Raw genomic sequence first — 20,296 nt, 5'->3', positions numbered from 1 at the left:
GTCGTCATGGGGGGCCTCCGGGCGGTCGCTGGACGTCGCCTCTGGACTACTCCCCCGCGTACCCGAGTGCCGCGCGGCCACTCACCTGTTTGCACCCACCGGCCCCGCAGCCGGTCCCGGGACGAGGGTCAGAACCGTCCCGGGTGGGCCCGCAGCCAGTCCTTCGCGGCCTCGAGCAGTTCCGGGTCGGCCGGCGGGGCCGCCTCGGGGTGGCGTTCGGCCCACTTGACGACGTACGGGCACAGCGGGGCGACCGGGATGCCCTCGCGCTCGGCCGTGGCGTACAGCTCGCGGGCCAGGGAGCCGGCGATGCCCTTGCCCTCGTGGGCCGGCTCCACGATGGTGTGGACCGGAACCAGGGCGCGCGCGGGTGACTCGAGGACGAAGTACTCGATGTGACCGGCGACTTCGCCGTCGCCGACGGCTTCCAGACGGCCCGCCGCCCGGTCGTCACGGATCTCGATGTCACTCATGGGCACGCACGCTCCTGGTCGTCGTCCGCCGGTCAGGCCCCTACGGCCTGCGGGCTGCGCTCCTGGTCCGAGCCGGGCACCGGCTCGGACGGGTCGGCGCCGAGGGCCACGATCCGGTTGCCGGCGTCGACGTGCACGACCCGGGGCCGGAGCGCCCGCGCCTCGGCGTCGGTGACCTGAGCGTAACTGATGATGATCACCAGATCTCCGGGATGGACGAGGTGGGCGGCCGCCCCGTTGATGCCCACGACCCCGGAGCCGCGTTCGCCTTCGATGACGTACGTCTCCAGGCGGGCGCCGTTGGTGATGTCGACGATGTGCACCAGCTCGCCCGGCAGCAGGTCGGCGGCGTCCAGCAGGTCGGCGTCGATGGTCACCGATCCCACGTAGTGCAGGTCGGCCTGGGTGACGGTGGCGCGGTGGATCTTCGACTTGAACATGGTGCGCAGCATCTAGGTACTCCCGAATCTTGGCTCCCTGCCTGCGTTTTTGCAGGTCAAGGGCTGTTCTCACACCCTATCAACGGCGACCAGAATAGGGACCGTCAGCCGGGACTCGCATCGAGATCCCCGTCACGTCGCCCGAAAGCGGTTCGGCGTCATCGGCGTGAGCGACGACTGAAAGGATCCCCTGCGAATGATTCCTGAATGCTGAGCAGTCGACATTCACCGGTCACACCGTGCACCGAAATCCGAGAAGGCCCGTAAAGAAAATACTTGTCGTCCCTGGTGGCGATATACTTCACAGATTGAAAGGCAAAGCAGAAGAACTCACCCTTCTTCGCCCTCACCCCGACCTTGATGATTTACGACACTGAATAGGTGACCCGGCTCACCTGGGTTAGGAGAATCCTGGCTTCGCACCGACCACGACAGTTTTCCCCAGTTCGTGGCCCGGGCCCGCCAGGCATTTTCTCCGGACTGCCAGCCGCACCGGTACGGCATCGCCGTGGCCGGCGCTGCGGGACAGCACCGAGGCGAGATCGTCCCGCTCCGCCGTCAGCGGGCTGGCGGCCTGGTCGGCGAACACGTCCCCGCGGTCCCGCTCGGTCAGTTCGGTCAGTTCGGTCAGTTCGGTCAGCCACGCGAGCGCCAGGCGCAGGGTGGCGTGCAGCTCGCCGGATGCACGCAGACGGTCCAGGGCGCAGACACGGATGACACTCAACCGCCTGGAGCGTGTGGGCGAGGCCTTCCGCGTCCTGTGCGCCCTGGAAGCGAAGTCGCTCGTCGTGCGTCACGGTCGTCGCGTCCATGACGATCCGGCATCAGCGGCACGAGCACCTGACGTCGCCCCGGGCGCGCCCGGGCGGCAGGCGGAGGACGTCCGGTCGTTGCGACCGGGCCACGTATCGAACACGGGCGCCTGCCGCACCGGTGCCCTGCCGGTCGTGGTGGCGCACCGCTGCGGCATACTGACGCCTCACCAGTGCAACAAAATGTTTAAGGAGGGAAAGTTGGCAGCCTGTTTCAAGACAGCCACCGCGGTGGGAGAGGCTCATCTTGTCCAAGCGGAGGCCCTGGGGCGTGCCTTCCAGGAGGCAATCGCGCCCGCCACCGTCAACTACGACTTCGGACATATCCGCGATGCCGCCGCCATGCTTCCTGACAGCGACATCGTCACGATGGTCCGTGGTTGGGGGCTCCAGGAGGAGGCGCCGATCGCCGTGATGGCGCTCTCCCTCAAGGAGGCGGTCCGCCAGGCGCTCCCGCCCGAGGCGGCTCAGGCTTCGTTCTGGGACATCGTCGAGCGCGACCTCGTGGATGCCTTCACCGGTCTCGCGGCGCAGGAGGGCGAACCGGGACTGGCGTACTACGAAGTCGGGCCGGACCGCACGAGCTACTACCGCGATCTGTTCTTCGCCCTCCAGGACGAGGAAGCCGGCCCGCACCTGTACGCCGTTGCCTTCTGCACCGACGTCACCATCGGCTTCGGCAAGTCCCGTGTGGGAACCCTGGGCCTCACCGACACCGCACCGTTCGCGGTGCGGCTCAACGCGATCGTCGTGCGCCAGAAGCTCGCGAACGTGGCCTGATACGCCGGGCATCGCCTGCCGCTTCCTTTCGGGGCCCGTCGCGCGTATGCCCTGCGGAGGTCCCCACGACCAGTCACGGCCCGCCGTCCCGGGCCGCGTGAAGCACCACTCACCCCTCAGCACGGCGGTGGCCAGATGGCGCCGAGGATCAGCCGTACCTGGCTGATCAGGCGTGCCGGGTCGAACTTCCCGGGATCGGTGAGGGCGAGGCGGCCGAAGTGTTCCGCGCAGGCGACGAGTGCGTGTGCGAGGACTTGCGGGTCGAGTTCCGGGGCGCTCCGCCCGGCCAGGGCGAGGGAGAGCCATGCTTCGACCCGGAGCCGGAATCGTTCCCTGTCCGCCTCGATGCGGTCGCGGACGACCGTGGGCATGTTGCCGGGGGGCAGCAGGATCAGCCGCCAGGTGTCCGGGTCCTGGTGAAGCATCGCGGACATCCCACGCACGGTCTCGGCGGCGAACGCGCCGGGGTCGCGCAGGTCCGCGGTGTCGGGAATCGTTTCAAGCAGTCGTTCGAAGGCACGTGCCTGCTGCCGGTCGAGCAGGGCGGTCAGCAGGAGGCCGAGGCTCTCGAAGGCGCCGTAGACCACCGACCGGGCGACATCGGCCCTCTTCGCGATGGCATCGATGGAGATCCGGTCGTAGCCGTCACTGACGATCACGGCGAGGGCCGCGTCGAGCAGTTGCTCGCGGCGTTGCTCGATGGGGACGCGTGGGGCGTAGGGGCGCCGCCTGCGTGGCCTGTCTTCCGAAGCTGTGGACACTGACACCTTGGCAGTTTACGACAGGCGTGTCTTAATTTAAGACAGCAGTGTCGTAATTGACGGGCGGCATACGCCGCGGATGCAGAGGGAGCGGCTCCATGGCGAAGCCGAAGCGCAGCGAGGTCGAACCGCACGAGGACTACGGCTTCTTCGGCCCGGGCTCGGTGGTGTGGAAGGTCTGGAGCTATCCGACGGCGCCCACGGTGGGCTTCCAGCGCTCCGTGGTGGTGGAGGAACTCGACCCGCCGCTGGTGGCCGCCGTCCACGGAACCCAGGGCATCTACCGGCGCTCCCGCACCCGCTACGACCGGACCCTGCGCTATTTCGCGATGGTGGCCTTCGCCGGTTCACGACAGGTGTGCAAGGCCGCGGACGTACTGGTCAAGGTCCATTCCAAGGCGATCGGCACGCTGCCCTACGGCGGCGGGACCTACGACGCCAACGACCCCGCCTCGCAGCTGTGGATACAGCTCACCGGCTGGCACTCGATCCTCTACGCCTACGAGAAGTACGGACCCGGCAAGCTCACCGCGCAGGAGGAGAAGGAGTACTGGGAGGCATGCGCCGTCGCCGCGGAACTGCAGACGTGCTCCCCGGACGACATTCCCCGCAGCCGTGACGGCGTCCGGGCGTACTTCGAACGGATGCGCCCCCAGCTGTCCGCCAGCCCGATCGCCCGGCAGGCCATGAACCACCTGCTCAGGAGCGAACTCGTACTGCCGCCGACACCGCGCTGGGCCAAGCCGGCGAGCCTGGCGGTCGCGAAGGCACAGCGAATCGCCACCATCGCCACCATGCCACGCTGGATGCGCGAGATGGCCGGGATCCGGCAGTCACGCCTCCTCGACACCCTCATCGTGCCCGTCATGAAGACGGCCTTCGCACTCGTCCACCTCAACCCCAAGGTCGAACTGCACCTGTTGGCACGGCTGTCCCCCTCCACGGTTGCGGTGATCGCGCCGATGAAGCTCGGCATTCCTCCCCGCAACGAGGAAGTACTGACCCCGGCGGAAGCCCGCGCCCGCCACGGCTACGCCAGGCCCGCCGAGGCCCATCTCGAATTCCGGGCCCGGCAGTCCGCCCGCGTCTTCGGCGACGGCGTGGCCCCCAGCGACCAGGGGCTCATCGAGTCCCAGGAGATCCTGGGACCGCTTGCCCAATGACGTGACTTGACGGATGGGGTGGGACAGGTTGTGCCCCGTCAGTCGAGGAGGAACTCGACCTCGCCGAGCAACTCCAGGGACGCACGGTGTCGGGACTGGAGATCCGTCATCGTGCGTCGCGCAGCTGAAGAAGGTACGCCGCAGTCAGCGCAACGGCACGGTCCCCGTCATGCGACAGCTCCACGAGGGCACGTGACGCCGTGGTCCCCGGGATGTCCGCCAGCGCCTGGGTCAGCCGTCCACGTGCAGGCGCTTCAGTGGTGTCGTGGGCGAGACGGTCGACGAGCCCGGTCGCGATCTGATCCGCCGTCGCGGTGTCGCTCGCCAGCACGCTCAGCGCATCGGCTGCATCGGTGTCGTTCCTTCCCTCCACGATCATGTCGATGAGCGTCGGGACCGCCTCGGCCACTCCACGTGTCCCGAGCGCCAGAGCCGCATACCCGCGGACCGCGACATCGGGGCTCGCGAGGGCGTCCCGCAGCCGCGCGGTGGCCTCGTCACCGGGCATCTCGGCGAGGGACCGAACGGCACGTTCCCGTACCGCGGCCACCGGTGAGCCGAGGCCCTCCGCGAGCAGTGCCGGGGCGCCGTCGCCCGCTCGCGCCAGCGCCCATCGAAGGGCTCCGGCGACGTTCGGCTCCGTCTCGTTCAGCGCCGCCTCGACCAGGGCCTCCACCGGCACCGGAACCTCGTCGACCGAGGAAAGGGCCGCGCGCTGGCGCGCGTCGGCGCTCTTCGATCCGAGTGCCTGCAGGAGCGCAACGACCTGGAGGACGTCCTCCCAGCCGGCGGGTTCCGCGGCATCGATCCGGCGGAGCCGCGTGAGCAACTCGGTCTCGGCCGCGAGGCGTTCGCGCGTCTGACGGATGAGGTCGTCGACGAGCGCCGAGGGCGTGAAGTCGGGATCGTCGAGCGCGCGCCCGATCTCACGCAGCGACAGCCCCAGCGACCGCAGGCTCTCGATATGGAAGATCCGCCGGATGTCCTCGCCGGAGTACTCCCGATAGCCGGAGCCCCTACGACCCGAAGGCCGCACCAGGCCGAGCGACTCGTAATGCCTGAGCATGCGGGCACTGACCCCGGACCGTCGCGCCACCTCACCGATCAACACTTCCTATCGTCCCTCCTGGTCGGAGCCGCCGAGGGCAAGGATGCGCTTCGCCTCCTCGATCGCGAACTCGAATCCGGCGTCCGGGTCGCGCAGTAGCCGTTCCGTGGCGAGCGCGTGCGCGCGCACGCGCGGGTCAGGAGCCGTCGTCGCGGGACGCAGAGCCGGCAGAACGACTTCACCCAGCGCGACCAGCGCCCGGCTGAGACTCAGCTGTGTCTCCCGCTCACCGCGCCCGAGCTGTGTCGCGAGCACCGCGGCCAAGGCGGACTCCTCGCCTTGCGGCACGAGCACGACCGCGGCCCGCCAGGCGCTCCGCGCCACCTCGTCGTCGGCGTCGGACAGGAGCGCCCGTGTGATCGTCGGCCACGCCTGCCGGTCCCCGATCTTGGACAGCGTGTGCAGCGCCTGGCTCCGTGCCTGCGCACGCTCCGAGCGGACTGCGCGCAGCAGCCCGGGGAGCGTCATGGGCACCGGGTGGCGGGTGAGTGCCCAGGTCAGCATGTCGCGGACGAAGAACTCGGGCTCGATCGCGCATCGCTCGACGAGCTTGTCGACGAAGCGCGGGTCAGGCGTCGTGCCGAGCGCCAGAGCCGCCCGCAGTCGCACGGACGAACGGCCGTCCTCCAGCCCCTGCAGCGCCAGTTCCGCATCCGTGTCCTGTCTCGTCATGGTCATCGGGACCACCTCCTCGGCAAGCAGTGAAGGCCTTGTCACCGTGTCAAGGTCAAACGGGGCCCGCTGCGCGTGCCGACGGGCGCTGCCGCCCCCTGCCCCTGCTCGTCACCGCGGGACAGCGCGCAGACGCGGCTACGTCCTCCCGGGAACGGTGACCGCAGCGCCGCTGGTTGTCCGGCTGCGGTCATGACCGCTCGACGGCCTGAAGCCACTGGCCGGCGCGGCGGTGGAGCCACGCGCAGTACCAGGAGCAAAGTGCTTGACCCTCACGTGGCGTCATGCCGCATCGTCGGTGGCGTGGAGGAACACCTGACCGTGGGACGCGTGGCCGAGCTGGCCGGCGTGAGCGTCCGCACACTGCATCACTACGACGAGATCGGCCTCGTGCAGCCGTCCGCGCGGACCTCGGCCGGATACCGGGCCTACTCGGCGGGCGACGTGGAGCGACTGCGGGAGGTGCTCGCCTACCGGCGGCTGGGCTTCGGATTGCGCGACATCGCGGATCTCGTCGACGACCCGGCCACCGACGCGGTCGCGCACCTGCATCGGCTGCGCGGCCTGCTGCTGGACCAGCGCGACCGCGCTGCCGCCATGGTGACGGCCATAGACAGGGAACTGGAGGCCCGGGCAATGGGGATCAGGACGACGCCGGAGGAACAACTGAAAGTATTCGGCGCGCAGTTGTACGAAGCCATCGGCTCCGCTTACCCGGCGACGCGACGCACCGAGCCGCGGATCGCCGCGAGGGTCTGGGATGCGCTCGGGGACGCACGGACGGTACTGAACGTGGGCGCCGGCACCGGCTCCTACGAACCCCCGGACCGTGACGTGACCGCGGTGGAACCGTCGGCGGTCATGCGTGCGCAGCGTCCCGCGAGCGCGGCCCCGTGCGTGGCCGCCGCCGCGGAGAACCTCCCGTTCGAGGACCAGTCCTTCGACGCCGCGATGGCCTTCAGCACCGTTCATCACTGGCAGGACCCGATCGCCGGGATGCGCGAGATGCGGCGAGTGGCCCGGCGCGTGGTGGTGTTCACGCACGACGCCAGTGACACCGGCTGGCGTCACCGGTTCTGGCTCACCCGCGACTACCTGCCTGAGGTCGCCGACCTGGTCGCCGGCCGGCCCTCGGTGGACCAGCTGGCCGCCGCGATCGGGGCCCGCATGGAACCGGTGCTCATCCCGTGGGACTGCGCCGACGGCTTCTTCGAGGCCTACTGGCGCCGGCCCGAGGCGTACCTGGACGAACAGGTGCGCCGCGCGATATCCATATGGACCCGAGTCGGGCCGCAGGCCGAGCAGCGGGCGGTGGACCGGCTTCGCGACGAACTTTCCTCAGGCCGGTGGACCGAGCGCAACCGCGAACTCGTCGCCCTCGACGCGGCAGAACTCGGCCTGCGCCTTCTCGTAGCCTGAACCTTCGTGCGCGAGAACGCCGCAAGGAGCTGACCCGGCCGGCGGCCGCGGGATCGGCGGCAGGTCTTCGAATCCCGATCTGGTGGCGGGTCCGACACCGACACCGTCGTTGCGGTGGCCGGCCTCCGTCCGAGCTGGTCGGTGGCGCGAAGAGGTGGACACCATCGCCGCGGCGAACGCGAAGGTGATCGAGGCGCAGGCGCAGGTGCCGACCGTGAAGTTCTGGGGTGAGGGCCTGCGGGCCGCGGCCGACGGGCTGCGGTTCGTCGTCCCGCAGCTTCCGGGGCGGGTGCCCGTCCGGGGTACGGGGCCCGGCGATCTGCGGCCGCGCCCGGTGGACGCGAGTGACCGGAAGCGTTGCCGCAGGCAGGCAGCGGCGGGGCCCGAGGGCCCCGGCCGCGTGCCCGCCGGGACGGTGTGTCAGACCATGGCGAGCCGGTCCACCAGCAGCTCCACCCTCGGCTCGATGTCCTCCGGCGGCAGCCGTCCCGCCCGGGTCAGGGTCGCCAGGCCGTGCAGGGACGCCCAGAACACCTCGGTGAACAGCCCCGGGTCGACGCCGTCCCCTGCGACCTCGCCCAGGCTCTCCAGCAGCGCGGCGAAGGCGTCCTTCAGAGGCTCCGGGGTGTCCTCGTCCGCGAAGGCCAGGCCGCCGTCGAGCTGGAACAAGGCGTCGTAGACCGCCGGGTTGCGTGCGGCGAAGTCGAGGTAGGCACGGGCGAGGGCGGCGACCCGCTCGCGCGGGCTGTTCGCTCTGGAGGCCGCAGCACGCACCGCCACGGCCATCTCGGCGGCGCCCTCGATGGCGACGGCGCCGATGATCTCGCGCTTGCCGCGGAAGTGGCTGTAGAGGACGGGCTGACTGTACTCGATACGCTCGGCGAGCCGGCGGGTGGTGACCGCGTCCCAGCCCTGCTGCTCGGCGAGTTCGCGGGCTGTCGCCACGATGAGGCGCTCGCGCTCCGCCCGTTCGCGCTGCTTGCGTTCCTGTACCGACATGATTCGATCCTAGCATCGCTAGACAGGCGAGCGGCAGCAGTACTAGCGTTGCCTCGTCAGCTAGCAACACTAGATGCGAAGAGGGTCATCATGCTCAACGCACTCGAGGTCGTCACCACCGTGGTCGTCGGCGTGATGGTGGGGGTGGAGTTCTCCGTCGCCTTCGTCATCAACCCGATCCTCAACGCCCTCCCGGAGGACAGCGGCCAACTCGGCCACGCCCACGGGGGCCGGATGCTCGGCGCCGTGATGCCGGTCTGGTACATCGGCTCGCTCGTCCTCGTCGCGGTCTGGGCCATCGCCGGACGGCACCACGACGGCACCGGTCTCGTCGTCATCTCCGGCGCGCTGCTGATCCTCAGCGTGATCATGTCGATCCTGCTGCTCGTCCCGATCAACAACCGGAACAAGACGTGGACCCCTGACAACCGGCCCGCCGACTGGAAGCAGCAGCTGAACCGCTGGGACCGCTTCCACTACGTCCGCGTCGCCGTCATCATCGCCGCCTTCACCCTGCTGGTCATCGCCCTGACCTGAGCCCACGTACTCACCCGCCCGGTCGTCAGCCGCAACCGCTCGGCCGTGCGCCCGAAGTGCGGCACCGCCACCTCCAACTACATCCAGGACCCGGACACCAGCACCCTCGAACTCCGCTGGTATCCCCAGGACGCGGGCGCCGGCGACACCCACTGACCGATAGCGAGAGGAAGTGCCGAGAATGGCCAAGCTGCAGAGCCTGGACCCGAATACGCCGATGTTTGCGCAGTTCAAGGAGAAGACCGGGCCCATCGTCCTGGCCAACACCTTCTTCGTTCCGAAGGAGAGGGCTGAAGCGTTCCTGGCCCTCTTTCGGAGGCAGGCGGAGTTCATGAAGGCTCAGCCGGGATTCGTCTCCCTGCAGATGCACAAGGGAACGGCGGACAGTCAACTTCTGATGAACGTCGCGGTCTGGGAGTCGACCGAGGCTCTCGCCACGGCGTTCGGCAGCCCGGAGTTCCAGCGCATGGCGGCCGAGTTCCCTGACGACATCATGTCGTACCCGCACATCTTCGAGCAGATCGACGTATGACACGGCAGTTGCAGCCGGGGGAGGACGGCCGGAGAAGCCCTGCCTTCCCCCGGGAAGTCACGCATCCATGCACCGTGCCGGGTCGCCGAGGCCGCCACCACGCGTAGCCCCGTCCCTGAAGAGGAGTCACTATGACCGTGGAACTGAATCACACCGTCGTCCCCGCCCGTGACCCGCAAGCCTCGGCGCAGTTCCTGGCAGAAATCCTCGGCCTGAGTGTCGATCCGCCGGTGGCGCACTTCACGCCGGTCACGCTGGCCAACCAGGTCAGCCTGGACTACGACCAGCTGGACGACTTCGAGCCACACCACTACGCGTTCATGGTCAGCGAGCAGGAGTTCGACGCCGCCCTCGCCCGCATCCAGCACGGCGGAATCACCCACTACGGCGATCCCGCATGCCAAGAAATTGGGCAGATCTATCACAGTGAGCACACCAAAGGCCGCAAGGGCACCTACTTCCACGACCCCGACGGACATCTCATGGAAATCCTCACCCCGGGCGGCGCCGGGTCGTGAGGCCGATGGCGGCCCAGCGGATCATGGCTTCGCCGGTGGAGGGATCGCGTTCGTAGTCGCGACCGACGCGGTGATGTGCGCGGACGGTCCGGTGACGTCACCGGTCGACCTGACGCTGCTGCCCGAACACCGACGGGGGCACGGCGGGCCCTACGGCGATCTCAACCGGGGCTGCATCGACGTCGACCGGCTGCGTGTGCTGCCGGCCGGGCTGCCACTGCCGCGCTCTCCGGACGGCCGGCTGGTCCTGGCCGTCGGCGTGTCACCGTGGCTGCGCTCGGACGCGCCGTGCTCGGCGGAGCGGCTCTTCTGTCACGTCCACGGGCGTAACGGGCGCTCCAGCGACCAGTTCGTCCCGGCCTCGTCGTCACCGCCGGCGCGCTGCTGATCCTCAGCGTGATCATGTCGATCCTGCTGCTGGTCCCGATCGACAACCGTGGCAAGACGTCGACCCCTGACAACCGGCCCGCCGACCGGAAGCAACCTGGCCGCCGGGCGACGGCGACGGCTTCCTGATCATCAAGGGAATCCGCGACGTCGTCTTGGCCCTGGTCCTGGGCATCCTGCTGGTGACGGGCCATCGCCGGGCGCTGGGCTGGGTGCTGCTGGTGGAGGCCCTCGCCGCGTACGGCGACATGGCCACCGTGCTGGCCCACCACGGCTCCGTGGCCACCGCGCTCGGCGTCCACGGCCTGACCGCGACACTGATGGTGGTCAACGGCCTGCTGATCATGCGCGAGACCCTCAAGGTCGCAGCCGCTCCGGCAACGCCCGCCCCGCAGCCCGCCTGACGCCACCTTGGCGCGTGTCGGTTTCGCCTGTCGGCGCCCGCCGCTAAAGGCGAGGCGCACGATCTTCTTCCAGTGGGCGGCGGCCTGGGAATACGGGAGAACTCCTAGGCTGCCGACTTCACGGTCAGGTCGCCGTTGGTTGTCGACAGATCCAGGCGGTACTTGCCTGCCGGGTCATTCTTGAACGCCAGCTTCTTGTCGCCGTTGGAGTCGTTCGCCGAGATCCGGTACTTGGCAGGCGGTGCGGTGACCGTGAGGTTGCCGCTGGTCGTGCGAGCCCTGATGTTCTGCGGGGTGGCCGTCTGGATCGTCACCTCGCCGTTCGATGTCTGCGTGTCGATGTCGCCGCCCTTGACATTCTTGACGTCGACGCCGCCGTTGGACGTGCGCAGGTTCACCGGGCCTGTCGCGCTGTTCACTGCAATCTCGCCGTTGCTCGTATGTACGTCGACCGTGCCGACATCGGTCAGTGTGAGGCTGCCGTTGGACGTGCCTCCCGTCACCGGAAGACCGGCAGGCACTTTGACGACGTAGTCGACGCCGCACTTCCTGCCGCAGCCGGACAGCGTCAGGACGCCGTTCCTGACGTGGAAGGACGTGCCACTCGGCTTGTCACCGCGGTAGTTGACCCTGCGGTGCACGGAGATCGTGGAGGCGTCGGCCGAAGCGTCCACCTTCACATTTCCGTTCCTGTTGTCGAGACGGATCGAGGTGACTCTCTGAGGCACCTTGGCGTCGTCCTCGAAGGTCTTCTGGCTGAGGGCCGAGCACGCGGAGAGCGCGCTGACGGTGAGAGCGGCCAGAGCCACTGTGGTGAGAATGCGCGTCTGTCGGCGTCGCATGAAAGTCCCCCGTGTGGAGCGAGTTGAATCGGTGATCAGTCATCACGATCCTACGCAGCCGCTCTCCCGCCCTCACTGGGGAAAACCCCCCAAAGGCGGAGCGCACGAAATCGCGTCAGGACGCCGGGCTCTCGTGCGGGTTGCGTCGGCGTGCGACCGCCACGACCAGCGTGCCCGCCAGGGCGACACCGGCGCTCGAGGCCATGGCCGTCCGGGCTCCCCATGTGTCGACGGTCCAGCCCACAGGGGGACCGCCGAGTGTGGTGCCGCCCGAGTACACGAGCGAGTACAGGCCCATGACCCGTCCCCTCGTCTCGGGCTGCACGGCAAGCTGCACGGTTGAGTCGGCCGTCGTGTTGAAGGCGATGCCGGCCAGTCCCAGGGCCACCATCACCGTCACGAAGACCGCGTAGCCCGGCGCCAGCGCGGCCAGAGCTTCGGCGCCTGCGAATCCGAGCGCGCAGGCGATCAGCCCCCCTGTGCCACGGTTGCCACGCCATGCGGTGACCAGTGCCCCCACCACAGCGCCCAGTCCCAGCGCGGTGGTCATGAAGGAGTACTCCTGGGCGCCGGCGTGAAAGGTGTCGGTGAACCCTGTAAGCAGCGTGGGGAAGTTGTAGCCGAAGGTGCAGACGAAACCGACCAGCACGATGGGCCGGAGCAGTTCCGGTCGCGTCCCCACATGACGCAGCCCTTCCCGGATCTGGCCCTTGGACCGCGGCTGCGGCGCCGGGGCCCGCTCGCCGCTCCGGCGCAGGGCCAGCAGCGATCCGACCACCACCGCGTACGAGGCCGCGTTCACGGCGAATGCCCAGCCGATGCCTGTCAGCAGGATGAGCCCACCCGCGACGGAAGGCCCGACCAACCGTGCGCTCTGGTAGTTGAGCGCGCCCAGGCTCACTGCGTTGCGCAGATGCTCCGGCCCGACCACCTCTGCCACGAAGGACTGCAGGGCCGGGGCGGAGAAGGCGCTCACCGAACCGGTCAGCAGGGCCATCGCGAAGACGTCGTACTGCGTCACCGATCCCGACAGCGTGCGTACGGCGAGCGCGGTGGCGCACCGTCCCATCAGGACCTGGCAGATGACGAGGAGGCGGCGCTTGGCGTACCGGTCGGCCGCAACGCCTCCGACCAGGCCGAGGACCAGCACCGGCAGGGACTGCAGCGCCGAGGCGACGCCAACGTCGAAGGACCGGCCGGGATACGCACCCGGGTACGCACCGTGCAGGATTCAGCAAGGCCGTCGTGGGGCTTGCGCATGCCAGATCTCTCTTCGCGTCGTAGCGGATGCCTGAGGAACAGATGACGACGCCGCACCGTTCGGCACGGGTACGGCGTGTGCGGCGGCTGCGAGCGTGGCGTCGACCAGCCCGTCCAGTGGGGCGATCACGGTCGGGTCCGCGAAACCCCCCGAGGCGACAGGCGGGCCGCTGCGTTGCCGACCGCAACCTGGGCATGGTCCACGACGACGGCCCCGGCGCGCTCCAGCACCCGCCGGAGCTCGGGCTGGGCCTCGACCCCGCCCCGCTTCCCGGTCGATGCGGTCGCCAGCGCGACAGGCTTGCCGGTCAGGACGCACTCTCCCCAGGGGCGGCAGAGCCAGTCGAGGACGTTCTTCAGTCCGCCCGGCATCGAGCCGTTGTAGCTGGGGCTGCTGATGACCACGGCATGAGCAGCCCCCACGAGGTTCCGAGCCGCTACGACGGGCTCCGGGACACAGCGCCCTTCGACGTCCTCGTCGAACAACGGGATCCCGGCCGGAGTCATGAGAGGGGTACCGACGGCTCCTCGCCGACGCCCGAGGATCTCCCGGACAGTCGCCGGCAGGGCACCGTTCACCGAGTCCCGGCGAAGGCTTCCCGAGACAAGGACGATCGTGGTCACGCGGTGGCTCCCGAGGATCTGCGGACCGGCGACACTCGGAGCCGGTCTTCGACTTGATCAGCAGGATCAGCGCGGGAGTTCCCTCCGCGTTCCCCCCTCCCTCCCCAGGACGGGTAACCCCGGGGAGCAGCGGGAAGTGCCGGCACGACCTCTCGCGCACAGGGCAGCGGGTCGGCTCGGCACAGTCGCCGTCCGCGTCCGGCAGGCCATCGGCGGTCGCCCCGGTGTGAGCAGGTGGCGATCGCGCGTGCGGTTGTCGTCCGTCGTGCGGCACGGGATGCTGAGGGAGCACGAAGGGAAGCGGTGCCATGGATCGTTTTCCGCATGCGGCCAACGTCGATTTTCACAGTCCTCTGGACCTCTCCAAGGCCGCCGCCGCGGTGCTGGACGACGATGGCCGCATTTCCGGATGGGGATCCTCGGCCCAGCGCCTCCTCGGACATGCGCCCGAGGACGTGCTCGGCCAGTCGGCCGCCCGGCTGCTGGCCGCAGACCCGGGGCAGCGGTTGTCCGCCCTCTGCAAGGCGCCCAGGCCCCGCAGTACCGTCCTGGACCTCTCCTGCCGGGACGGACGCACCCTGCGTGCGGCCGTGACGTTCAGCCCGCTCGCGCACCGGGGCGTCGCTGCGACCGTCGTGGTCGCGGCCGAGCTGGAGGCGCTCCGCAGCTGGGAGGCGCAGCTGGCGATGATGCAGGGACTGGCGACCGAGTCCTCCGTGGGCCTGACGATCTTCGACACCGACATGCGCGTCGTCTGGGGGAACGTCTCCACCGACCTGGAGCTCGCGGGGGTCGCCCAGTACATCGGCCGTCCGGCCGCGGATCTCTTTCCTGAAGGCGAATTCATCTCCCGTCACCACCCCCCGGACGAAGACCAGATCATGGAGCACGTGCTGACGACGGGGGAACCGATCATGGGCATGCACTATCGCGGGCGCGCCCCCGCCGACCCGGTGCGCGAGCACGTCTGGTCCTGCTCGTACCACCGGCTGGTGGACGCCCGGGGCGAACCGCTGGGGCTGTTCGAGGAGTCCCTGGACATCACGGACCGCTACCGCGCCCAGGAACGCCTGTCGCTGCTGGTGCGGGCGGGAAAGCGCATCGGTGCCTCGCTGGACGTGCGCCGTACGGCCGCGGAGCTGGCCGACGTCGCGGTACCGCAGCTCGCCGACGAGGTGCTGGTGGACCTGCCGCCGGCGGTCATCGAGGGACGGCATCCGCCGACGGGCTCGGCGCCGGGGCACAGTCTGCTGCGGATGCACGGCCGGACCCCGGAGGAGTTCCGGACCAGTCCCGTCTCCTACCCGCCCTCGTCACCGCAGGCTCTGAGCCTGGCCACCAGCCGACCCGTCGTCGACGCCGTCCCGCCCGAGGGGGCACCGGGCCAGGCGGGACCGGCCGCCTCGCACTCGTGCCTGTTCGTCCCGCTGCTCACCCGCGACGCGATCCTGGGCCTTGCCACCTTCCGGCGCAGCAGCAACCCCGACCCCTTCGGCCCCGAGGAGCAGACGCTCGCCGTCGAACTGGCCGAGCGAGCCGCCGTCGGCATCGACAACGCCCGCCGCTACACCAGCCAGCACGCGGCAGCCCTCGTACTGCAGCGAAGCCTGCTGCCGCAGCACCTGCCCGAGCAGAGCGCGGTCGACGTGGCGTACCGCTACCTGCCTGCCGACAGCCGCGTGGGCGTGGGTGGCGACTGGTTCGACGTCATCCCGCTGTCCGGTGCCAGAGTGGGCCTGACCGTCGGCGACGTGGTGGGCCACGGTGTGCACGCGGCCGCGACCATGGGCCGGCTCCGCGCCACCGTACGGACCCTGGCCCTGCTGGACCTGGATCCGGCCGAGCTGCTCACCCGGCTGGACGACCTGGTCGCGCAGGACTCGGAATCCCAGGCGGATGACGGGCCGATCGACGAGGCGCTCGGGGTGACCTGCCTGTACGCGATCTACGACCCGGTCAGCGGCCGGTGTGTCTGGGCGAGCGCGGGCCATCCCCCGCCGATCGTGGCCGATGCGAACGGCTCGGTGGCCTTGTCCGCGCTGGCGCCGGGGCCGCCCCTGGGGCTGGGGGGCCTGCCCTACGAGAACGTCGATCTGAACCTGTCCAGCAGCAGCGTGGTGGCGTTCTTCACCGACGGGGTCGTGGAGGACCGGCGTACCGACATCGACAGCGGTATCGACCGTCTGGCCCAGGTGCTCACCTGGCAACGATGCCCGCTGGAGGAGCTGTGCGACCGGGCGCTTTCGGCGTTGCCGCCCGGACCACAGGCGGACGATGCCACGCTGATGCTCGTCCGCACCCGGCGGCTCGACGCCGACCAGGTGGCGGACCTGGAGCTGCCGCCCGACCCCACCATGGTGGCTCACGCCCGCACCGTCACCGAGCGCCAGTTGGCGACCTGGGACCTGTCCGACCTGTCGTTCACCGCCGCACTCGTGGTGAGCGAGCTGGTCACCAACGGCATCCGGTACGCCAGCGGGCCCGTCATGCTGAGGCTGATCAGGGACCGCTGCCTGCTGTGCGAGGTCTCCGACAACGCGCACACCGCACCCCACCTGCGGCGGGCGCGTCGGGACGACGAGGGAGGCCGCGGCCTGTTCCTCGTCGCCCAGATGTCCCAGCGCTGGGGCACGCGGTACACCGCGTCCGGGAAGACGATCTGGGCCGAGCTGGCCCTACCGTAGGAACCCGTTGCTGCGGGGTCCGGGCGGGCTGCCCCGATGAGCGCAGCCCGCGGTGCACCTGACAGGGGGCCGCGCGCAGGCAGACGTACGGGTCCTTCCGTAAGATCCCCCTATGGGAACCGATGTCGATGTGTTCCTTCGCCGTCTGGCTCAACAGCTCAGGCCACGGGCGAGCCAGTCGGTCGACGTGTTGCTGCAGCGCATGCGCAGCGAACTTCCCGAGCTGTGGCAGTACGAGGACATCGCCGCTCTGGCGGTGCAGGAGACAGCCCTGCACGTCGCCACCTTCCTGGATGTGCTGGAGCACGGCCTCGACCTGACCGAGGTCAGGGCACCTTCTGAGGCACTGGAGGTCGGACGCAGGTTCGCTCGAAGAGGGGTACCGATCGGCAGCCTCCTGCGTGCCTACCGGCTCGGCCACATGAGCCTGCTCCAGCTGATACAGCAAGAGGCCGCCCGTCTCACCAGCGACCCGCTCCTCGTCAACGAGGCGACGACCAGACTCATCGCGACGGCCTTCGCGTACGTCGACCGCGGTTCGGAACAAGTCGTGGCCGCCTACCAGGAGGAGCGCGACCGCCGGTTGCAGCGGCGGCTCATGGTGACCAACGAGGCGAGCAGGCGCATCGGGACCACCCTCGACACCGCCCGCACCGCTCAGGAACTGGCAGACGTCGGCACCGACGACTTCGCCGACCTCGTCACCGTCGACCTACTCGACTCCGTTCTCCGCGAAGAGGGCACGTATCCGCCGGCCAGTGCACCGGTGCTGCGCCGCATAGCCCAGCGCTCGGTCCTGGACGGATGTCCGGACCGCCTGGTCGCCACCGGTGACACGCACACATACCCTGCGGGGTCGGAGCCTGCTCGCGCACTGGTCACGGGGCAGTCCTTCCTGCACCGCATCACGGCCTCCGACGTGCCCGCGTGGTGGGGGCCGTCCCCGGACAGCAGAAGCGCCCTGCCCGTCCATGGCTTCCACTCGATGCTGCTGGTGCCTCTGCAGGCCCGCGGAATCACCCTGGGCCTCGCCCAGTTCTTCCGTCATCGAACCGCAGCCCCTTTCGACGAGGACGACCTTCTCCTGGCTCGGGAGATCGCGGCCAGAGCAGCGGTGTACATCGACAACGCCCGCTGTTACACCCACGAGCGTTCCATCGCGCTGACCCTCCAGCGCAGTCTGCTGCCGCAGCGTGCGGTGGCACAGTCCGCCGTGGAGACGGCCGCCCGGTACCTGCCCGCGGGATCCCGCGCGGGCGTGGGCGGTGACTGGTACGACGTGATACCGCTCTCCGGAGCCCGCGTCGCCCTCGTCGTGGGCGACGTCGTCGGCCGCGGCCTCCACGCCTCCGCCACCATGGGCCGCCTGCGGACGGCCGTCCGCGCCTTCGCCGACATCGATCTCATGCCCGACGAGCTGCTCACGCATCTGGACGACGCGGTCATCCGCCTGCAGCGCGAGGAGATGCAGGACGGGGGCGAGATCAGCGCCACCTGCCTGTACGCGGTCTACGACCCCGTCCACCGCCTGTGCACCCTGGCCAGCGCCGGACATGTCCTGCCGGCCGTGGCGACGCCCTCGGCCGCCGACGGCGACGCCACGGCCGCCCGCGTGGTCGACTTCCTCCAGCTGCCGATCGGCCCACCCCTGGGTCTGGGCGGACTCCCCTTCGAAACCGCCCAGTTCGAACTGCCGGAGGGCAGTTTTCTGACCTTTTACACCGACGGACTCATCGAGAGCCGCACGCGTGACGTGGACACCGCCCGCGCGTTGCTGTGCGACGTCCTCGCCCTGGCTCCGCAGTCGCCGGACGAGATCTGCGACCGTCTGCTGGCCGCGCTCCTGCCCGGCCGTCCTTCCGACGACGTCGCCCTTCTGGTGGCGCGCACCCGGGCGCTCGACCCCGGCCACGTCGCCACGCTCGACCTCCCCTCCGACCCGGCGGCCGTCTCCGGGGCCCGCGGCTACGCATCCGACACGTTGGCCGCTTGGGGACTGGAAGAACTGGCCTTCACCACGGAGATCGTGGTCAGCGAACTGGTGACGAACGCGATCCGCTACGGCAAGAGCCCCATCCAGCTGCGGATGATCCTCCAGTCCAATCTGACCTGCGAGGTTTTCGACGCCAGCAGCACGGCTCCGCACCTGCGCCGGGCCCGGGTCTTCGACGAGGGCGGCCGCGGGCTGCTGCTGGTCGCCCAGCTCACCGAGCGCTGGGGCACGCGGCACAGCCGCGAGGGAAAGGTCATCTGGGCGGAACAACCCCTCCCTGCCCACGGCCTTTCCTGCCGGTGAGCAGGCAGGCGGGTGCGATCGCTTGCCGAGGTCGGTGATCGCCCGGCCTCTCCCACGACCGTGCGCCTACCCGTGCGGCGGTCTGACCCACCCCAGGGAGCGTTCGACGGCCCGCTGCCAGTTCTCGTACTCCGCCTCCCGGTGTCCGGGGTCCATGTCGGGCAGCCACTGGCCGGCCCGGTGCCAGTTGCGGCGCAGGACCTCCAGGTCGGGCCAGTAGCCGGCGGCGAGTCCGGCCGCGTAGGCGGCGCCGAGGGAGACGGTCTCGGCAACCATGGGCCGCACCACGGGCACGTCGAGCACGTCGGCCACGAACTGCATGAGCAGGTTGTCCGCCGTCATGCCGCCGTCCACCTTGAGCTGGGTGAGGGCCACCGAGGAGTCGGCGTTCATGGCGTCGACGACCTCGCGTGTCTGCCAGCCGGTGGCCTCCAGCACGGCACGCGCCAGGTGGCCGCGGGTGATGTACGAGGTGAGGCCGACGATGACACCGCGTGCGTCGCTGCGCCAGCGGGGTGCGAACAGTCCCGAGAAGGCGGGAACGATGTAGCAGCCGCCGTTGTCCTCCACCGACCGCGCGAGGGTCTCGATCTCCGGGGCGGTGCTGATCAGTCCCAGGCGGTCGCGGAACCACTGGACGAGTGCGCCGGTGACGGCGATCGAGCCTTCCAGGGCGTAGACCGGCTGCTGGTCCCCGATCTTGTAGGCGACGGTCGTCAGGAGTCCGTGCCGGGAGCGTACGAGGTCGGTGCCGGTGTTGAGCAGCAGGAAGCTGCCCGTTCCGTACGTGCACTTCGCCTCGCCCGGAGAGAAGCACGTCTGGCCGAAGAGGGCGGCCTGCTGGTCGCCCAGGGCGGCCGTGATGCGGACCCCCGGCAGGAGCGCGCGGGCGTCGTCGTACGGCTCGGCGGACGATCTGATCTCGGGCAGCATCGTGCGGGGCACACCGAAGAAGGCGAGCAGTTCCTCGTCCCAGGTGAGCGAGCGGATGTTCATCAACATCGTGCGGCTGGCGTTGGTGGCGTCGGTGATGTGCAGGCCGCCGTCGGCGCCTCCGGTGAGGTTCCAGATCAGCCAGCTCTCCATCGTCCCGAACAGCACCTCTCCGTCCCTCGCGCGCTGTTCCAGCCCCTTGACGTGGTCGAACAGCCAGCGGATCCGCAGCGCCGAGAAGTAGGTCGAGGGCGGCAGACCGCACCGTTCGAGGAAGAACTCCTCGCCGGGCCGCTGCCCGAACTCCTCCACCATCGGCGCCGTGCGGGTGTCCTGCCAGACGATCGCCCGGCCCAGCGGCGCGCCCGTCCGTCGGTCCCAGAGCACCGTCGTCTCCCGCTGGTTCGCCAGGCCGACGGCAGCGATCTGTGCCGCGTCCAGGCCCACGTCGGACAGGGCCTCGGGGACGATGCGCTGCAGGTTGTGCCAGATCTCGACGGCGTCGTGCTCGACCCAGCCGGGCCTGGGGAAGTGCTGCTGGTGCTCCCTCTGTGCGACCGACACCAACCGTCCTCGGTGGTCGAACAGAATGCATCGGGTGGAGTTGGTGCCCTGATCGATGGACATTACGTACCGTTCAGCCATGACCGGG

19 protein-coding genes and 4 pseudogenes are annotated in these 20,296 nt (G+C 69.6%); 12 read left to right on the top strand and 11 right to left on the bottom strand.

Going from position 1 to position 20,296, the window contains the following annotated elements; translation table 11 throughout:
• Window positions 1-128: 128 nt before the first annotated feature.
• The 3 genes from ABZ471_RS21355 to ABZ471_RS21345 form a co-directional block, all read right to left on the bottom strand.
• Window positions 129-473, bottom strand: a complete 345-nt coding sequence (locus ABZ471_RS21355; RefSeq protein ID WP_359068348.1) for a GNAT family N-acetyltransferase — start codon at window positions 471-473, stop codon at window positions 129-131.
• A gap of 32 nt (window positions 474-505) precedes the next feature.
• On the bottom strand, window positions 506-925 hold the full coding sequence (gene panD / locus ABZ471_RS21350) for an aspartate 1-decarboxylase (RefSeq protein WP_359068347.1): 420 nt from the start codon (window positions 923-925) through the stop codon (window positions 506-508).
• A gap of 388 nt (window positions 926-1,313) precedes the next feature.
• Complete coding sequence (locus tag ABZ471_RS21345; RefSeq protein WP_359068346.1) at window positions 1,314-1,637, bottom strand: hypothetical protein; 324 nt, start codon at window positions 1,635-1,637, stop codon at window positions 1,314-1,316.
• Between ABZ471_RS21345 and ABZ471_RS21340 the strand changes: the two genes are divergently transcribed.
• Window positions 1,627-2,505 carry a hypothetical protein gene (locus ABZ471_RS21340; protein WP_359068345.1) on the top strand — a complete coding sequence of 293 codons (879 nt, stop codon included), beginning with the start codon at window positions 1,627-1,629 and terminating at the stop codon, window positions 2,503-2,505. The two genes, ABZ471_RS21345 and ABZ471_RS21340, sit on opposite strands and share 11 nt — an antisense overlap.
• Window positions 2,506-2,621: 116 nt before the next feature.
• Here ABZ471_RS21340 and ABZ471_RS21335 read toward each other — a convergent pair whose 3' ends face one another.
• The gene (locus ABZ471_RS21335; protein ID WP_359068344.1) at window positions 2,622-3,266 is read right to left on the bottom strand and encodes a TetR/AcrR family transcriptional regulator; all 645 of its coding nucleotides are present in this window, start codon (window positions 3,264-3,266) and stop codon (window positions 2,622-2,624) included.
• A 98-nt stretch (window positions 3,267-3,364) separates the two neighbouring features.
• On the opposite strand from ABZ471_RS21335, the gene ABZ471_RS21330 reads away from it, so the two are divergent.
• Window positions 3,365-4,429: an oxygenase MpaB family protein gene (locus ABZ471_RS21330; protein WP_359068343.1), complete on the top strand. Its 1,065-nt coding sequence runs from the start codon at window positions 3,365-3,367 to the stop codon at window positions 4,427-4,429.
• Window positions 4,430-4,535: 106 nt separating this feature from the next.
• On the opposite strand, the gene ABZ471_RS21325 is transcribed toward ABZ471_RS21330, so the two are convergent.
• Window positions 4,536-5,540 (bottom strand): MerR family transcriptional regulator, encoded by a 1,005-nt coding sequence (locus tag ABZ471_RS21325; RefSeq protein WP_359068342.1) that lies wholly within the window; start codon window positions 5,538-5,540, stop codon window positions 4,536-4,538.
• Window positions 5,541-5,543: 3 nt separating this feature from the next.
• Complete coding sequence (locus ABZ471_RS21320; RefSeq protein WP_359068341.1) at window positions 5,544-6,215, bottom strand: HEAT repeat domain-containing protein; 672 nt, start codon at window positions 6,213-6,215, stop codon at window positions 5,544-5,546.
• Window positions 6,216-6,512: 297 nt separating this feature from the next.
• Here ABZ471_RS21320 and ABZ471_RS21315 point away from each other — a divergent pair, with 297 nt between their 5' ends.
• Window positions 6,513-7,628 carry a MerR family transcriptional regulator gene (locus ABZ471_RS21315; RefSeq protein ID WP_359068340.1) on the top strand — a complete coding sequence of 372 codons (1,116 nt, stop codon included), beginning with the start codon at window positions 6,513-6,515 and terminating at the stop codon, window positions 7,626-7,628.
• A gap of 82 nt (window positions 7,629-7,710) precedes the next feature.
• Window positions 7,711-7,890, top strand: a pseudogene (locus tag ABZ471_RS21310) (Tn3 family transposase); the annotation flags it as partial.
• A gap of 158 nt (window positions 7,891-8,048) precedes the next feature.
• On the opposite strand, the gene ABZ471_RS21305 reads toward ABZ471_RS21310, so the two are convergent.
• Entirely contained in the window at window positions 8,049-8,627 is a 579-nt protein-coding gene (locus ABZ471_RS21305) for a TetR/AcrR family transcriptional regulator (protein WP_359068339.1), read from the bottom strand.
• 90 nt (window positions 8,628-8,717) lie between these two features.
• On the opposite strand from ABZ471_RS21305, the gene ABZ471_RS21300 reads away from it, so the two are divergent.
• The 6 genes and pseudogenes from ABZ471_RS21300 to ABZ471_RS21275 form a co-directional block, all read left to right on the top strand.
• A complete protein-coding gene (locus ABZ471_RS21300) occupies window positions 8,718-9,164 on the top strand; it encodes a DUF1772 domain-containing protein (protein ID WP_359068338.1) in 447 nt (148 codons plus the stop codon).
• Between the two features lie 181 nt (window positions 9,165-9,345).
• On the top strand, window positions 9,346-9,696 hold the full coding sequence (locus ABZ471_RS21295; protein ID WP_359068337.1) for an antibiotic biosynthesis monooxygenase family protein: 351 nt from the start codon (window positions 9,346-9,348) through the stop codon (window positions 9,694-9,696).
• A 131-nt stretch (window positions 9,697-9,827) separates the two neighbouring features.
• A complete protein-coding gene (locus tag ABZ471_RS21290) occupies window positions 9,828-10,214 on the top strand; it encodes a VOC family protein (protein ID WP_359068336.1) in 387 nt (128 codons plus the stop codon).
• A 43-nt stretch (window positions 10,215-10,257) separates the two neighbouring features.
• A pseudogene (locus tag ABZ471_RS21285) lies at window positions 10,258-10,572 on the top strand (transposase); the annotation flags it as partial.
• Window positions 10,572-10,697, top strand: a pseudogene (locus ABZ471_RS21280) (DUF1772 domain-containing protein); the annotation flags it as partial. The pseudogenes ABZ471_RS21285 and ABZ471_RS21280, both read left to right, overlap by 1 nt.
• Window positions 10,697-11,005 (top strand): annotated as a pseudogene (locus ABZ471_RS21275) (DUF4267 domain-containing protein); the annotation flags it as partial. The pseudogenes ABZ471_RS21280 and ABZ471_RS21275, both read left to right, overlap by 1 nt.
• Window positions 11,006-11,109: 104 nt before the next feature.
• Here ABZ471_RS21275 and ABZ471_RS21270 read toward each other — a convergent pair.
• The 3 genes from ABZ471_RS21270 to ABZ471_RS21260 all read right to left on the bottom strand — a co-directional run bounded on the left by ABZ471_RS21270 (window position 11,110) and on the right by ABZ471_RS21260 (window position 13,731).
• Window positions 11,110-11,847 carry a DUF4097 family beta strand repeat-containing protein gene (locus ABZ471_RS21270; protein ID WP_359068335.1) on the bottom strand — a complete coding sequence of 246 codons (738 nt, stop codon included), beginning with the start codon at window positions 11,845-11,847 and terminating at the stop codon, window positions 11,110-11,112.
• A gap of 115 nt (window positions 11,848-11,962) precedes the next feature.
• Window positions 11,963-13,075, bottom strand: coding sequence for an MFS transporter (locus ABZ471_RS21265; RefSeq protein WP_359068403.1), 1,113 nt, complete (start codon window positions 13,073-13,075; stop codon window positions 11,963-11,965).
• Window positions 13,076-13,233: 158 nt separating this feature from the next.
• Window positions 13,234-13,731, bottom strand: coding sequence for an NAD(P)H-dependent oxidoreductase (locus ABZ471_RS21260; protein ID WP_359068334.1), 498 nt, complete (start codon window positions 13,729-13,731; stop codon window positions 13,234-13,236).
• Between the two features lie 308 nt (window positions 13,732-14,039).
• On the opposite strand from ABZ471_RS21260, the gene ABZ471_RS21255 reads away from it, so the two are divergent.
• Both ABZ471_RS21255 and ABZ471_RS21250 read left to right on the top strand, forming a co-directional pair.
• On the top strand, window positions 14,040-16,415 hold the full coding sequence (locus tag ABZ471_RS21255) for a SpoIIE family protein phosphatase (protein WP_359068333.1): 2,376 nt from the start codon (window positions 14,040-14,042) through the stop codon (window positions 16,413-16,415).
• 112 nt (window positions 16,416-16,527) lie between these two features.
• On the top strand, window positions 16,528-18,711 hold the full coding sequence (locus ABZ471_RS21250) for a SpoIIE family protein phosphatase (RefSeq protein WP_359068332.1): 2,184 nt from the start codon (window positions 16,528-16,530) through the stop codon (window positions 18,709-18,711).
• Between the two features lie 66 nt (window positions 18,712-18,777).
• On the opposite strand, the gene glpK is transcribed toward ABZ471_RS21250, so the two are convergent.
• Complete coding sequence (glpK, locus tag ABZ471_RS21245; protein WP_359068331.1) at window positions 18,778-20,289, bottom strand: glycerol kinase GlpK; 1,512 nt, start codon at window positions 20,287-20,289, stop codon at window positions 18,778-18,780.
• Window positions 20,290-20,296: the final 7 nt, after the last annotated feature.

Source organism: Streptomyces sp. NPDC005728, assembly GCF_040630895.1.
Classification (GTDB): domain Bacteria; phylum Actinomycetota; class Actinomycetes; order Streptomycetales; family Streptomycetaceae; genus Streptomyces.
Note: the sequence above shows the minus strand (reverse complement) of the source record. Positions and strands in the feature narration are given on the sequence as shown.

Coding starts and splice junctions, on each gene's coding strand:
- ABZ471_RS21300 (WP_359068338.1), top strand. CDS start 8,718: ATGCTCAACGCACTCGAGGTCGTCACCACCGTGGTCGTCGGCGTGATG.
- glpK (WP_359068331.1), bottom strand. CDS start 20,289: ATGGCTGAACGGTACGTAATGTCCATCGATCAGGGCACCAACTCCACC.
- ABZ471_RS21270 (WP_359068335.1), bottom strand. CDS start 11,847: ATGCGACGCCGACAGACGCGCATTCTCACCACAGTGGCTCTGGCCGCT.
- ABZ471_RS21255 (WP_359068333.1), top strand. CDS start 14,040: ATGGATCGTTTTCCGCATGCGGCCAACGTCGATTTTCACAGTCCTCTG.
- ABZ471_RS21290 (WP_359068336.1), top strand. CDS start 9,828: ATGACCGTGGAACTGAATCACACCGTCGTCCCCGCCCGTGACCCGCAA.
- ABZ471_RS21340 (WP_359068345.1), top strand. CDS start 1,627: ATGACACTCAACCGCCTGGAGCGTGTGGGCGAGGCCTTCCGCGTCCTG.
- ABZ471_RS21305 (WP_359068339.1), bottom strand. CDS start 8,627: ATGTCGGTACAGGAACGCAAGCAGCGCGAACGGGCGGAGCGCGAGCGC.
- ABZ471_RS21295 (WP_359068337.1), top strand. CDS start 9,346: ATGGCCAAGCTGCAGAGCCTGGACCCGAATACGCCGATGTTTGCGCAG.
- ABZ471_RS21355 (WP_359068348.1), bottom strand. CDS start 473: ATGAGTGACATCGAGATCCGTGACGACCGGGCGGCGGGCCGTCTGGAA.
- ABZ471_RS21330 (WP_359068343.1), top strand. CDS start 3,365: ATGGCGAAGCCGAAGCGCAGCGAGGTCGAACCGCACGAGGACTACGGC.
- panD (WP_359068347.1), bottom strand. CDS start 925: ATGCTGCGCACCATGTTCAAGTCGAAGATCCACCGCGCCACCGTCACC.
- ABZ471_RS21250 (WP_359068332.1), top strand. CDS start 16,528: ATGGGAACCGATGTCGATGTGTTCCTTCGCCGTCTGGCTCAACAGCTC.
- ABZ471_RS21320 (WP_359068341.1), bottom strand. CDS start 6,215: ATGACCATGACGAGACAGGACACGGATGCGGAACTGGCGCTGCAGGGG.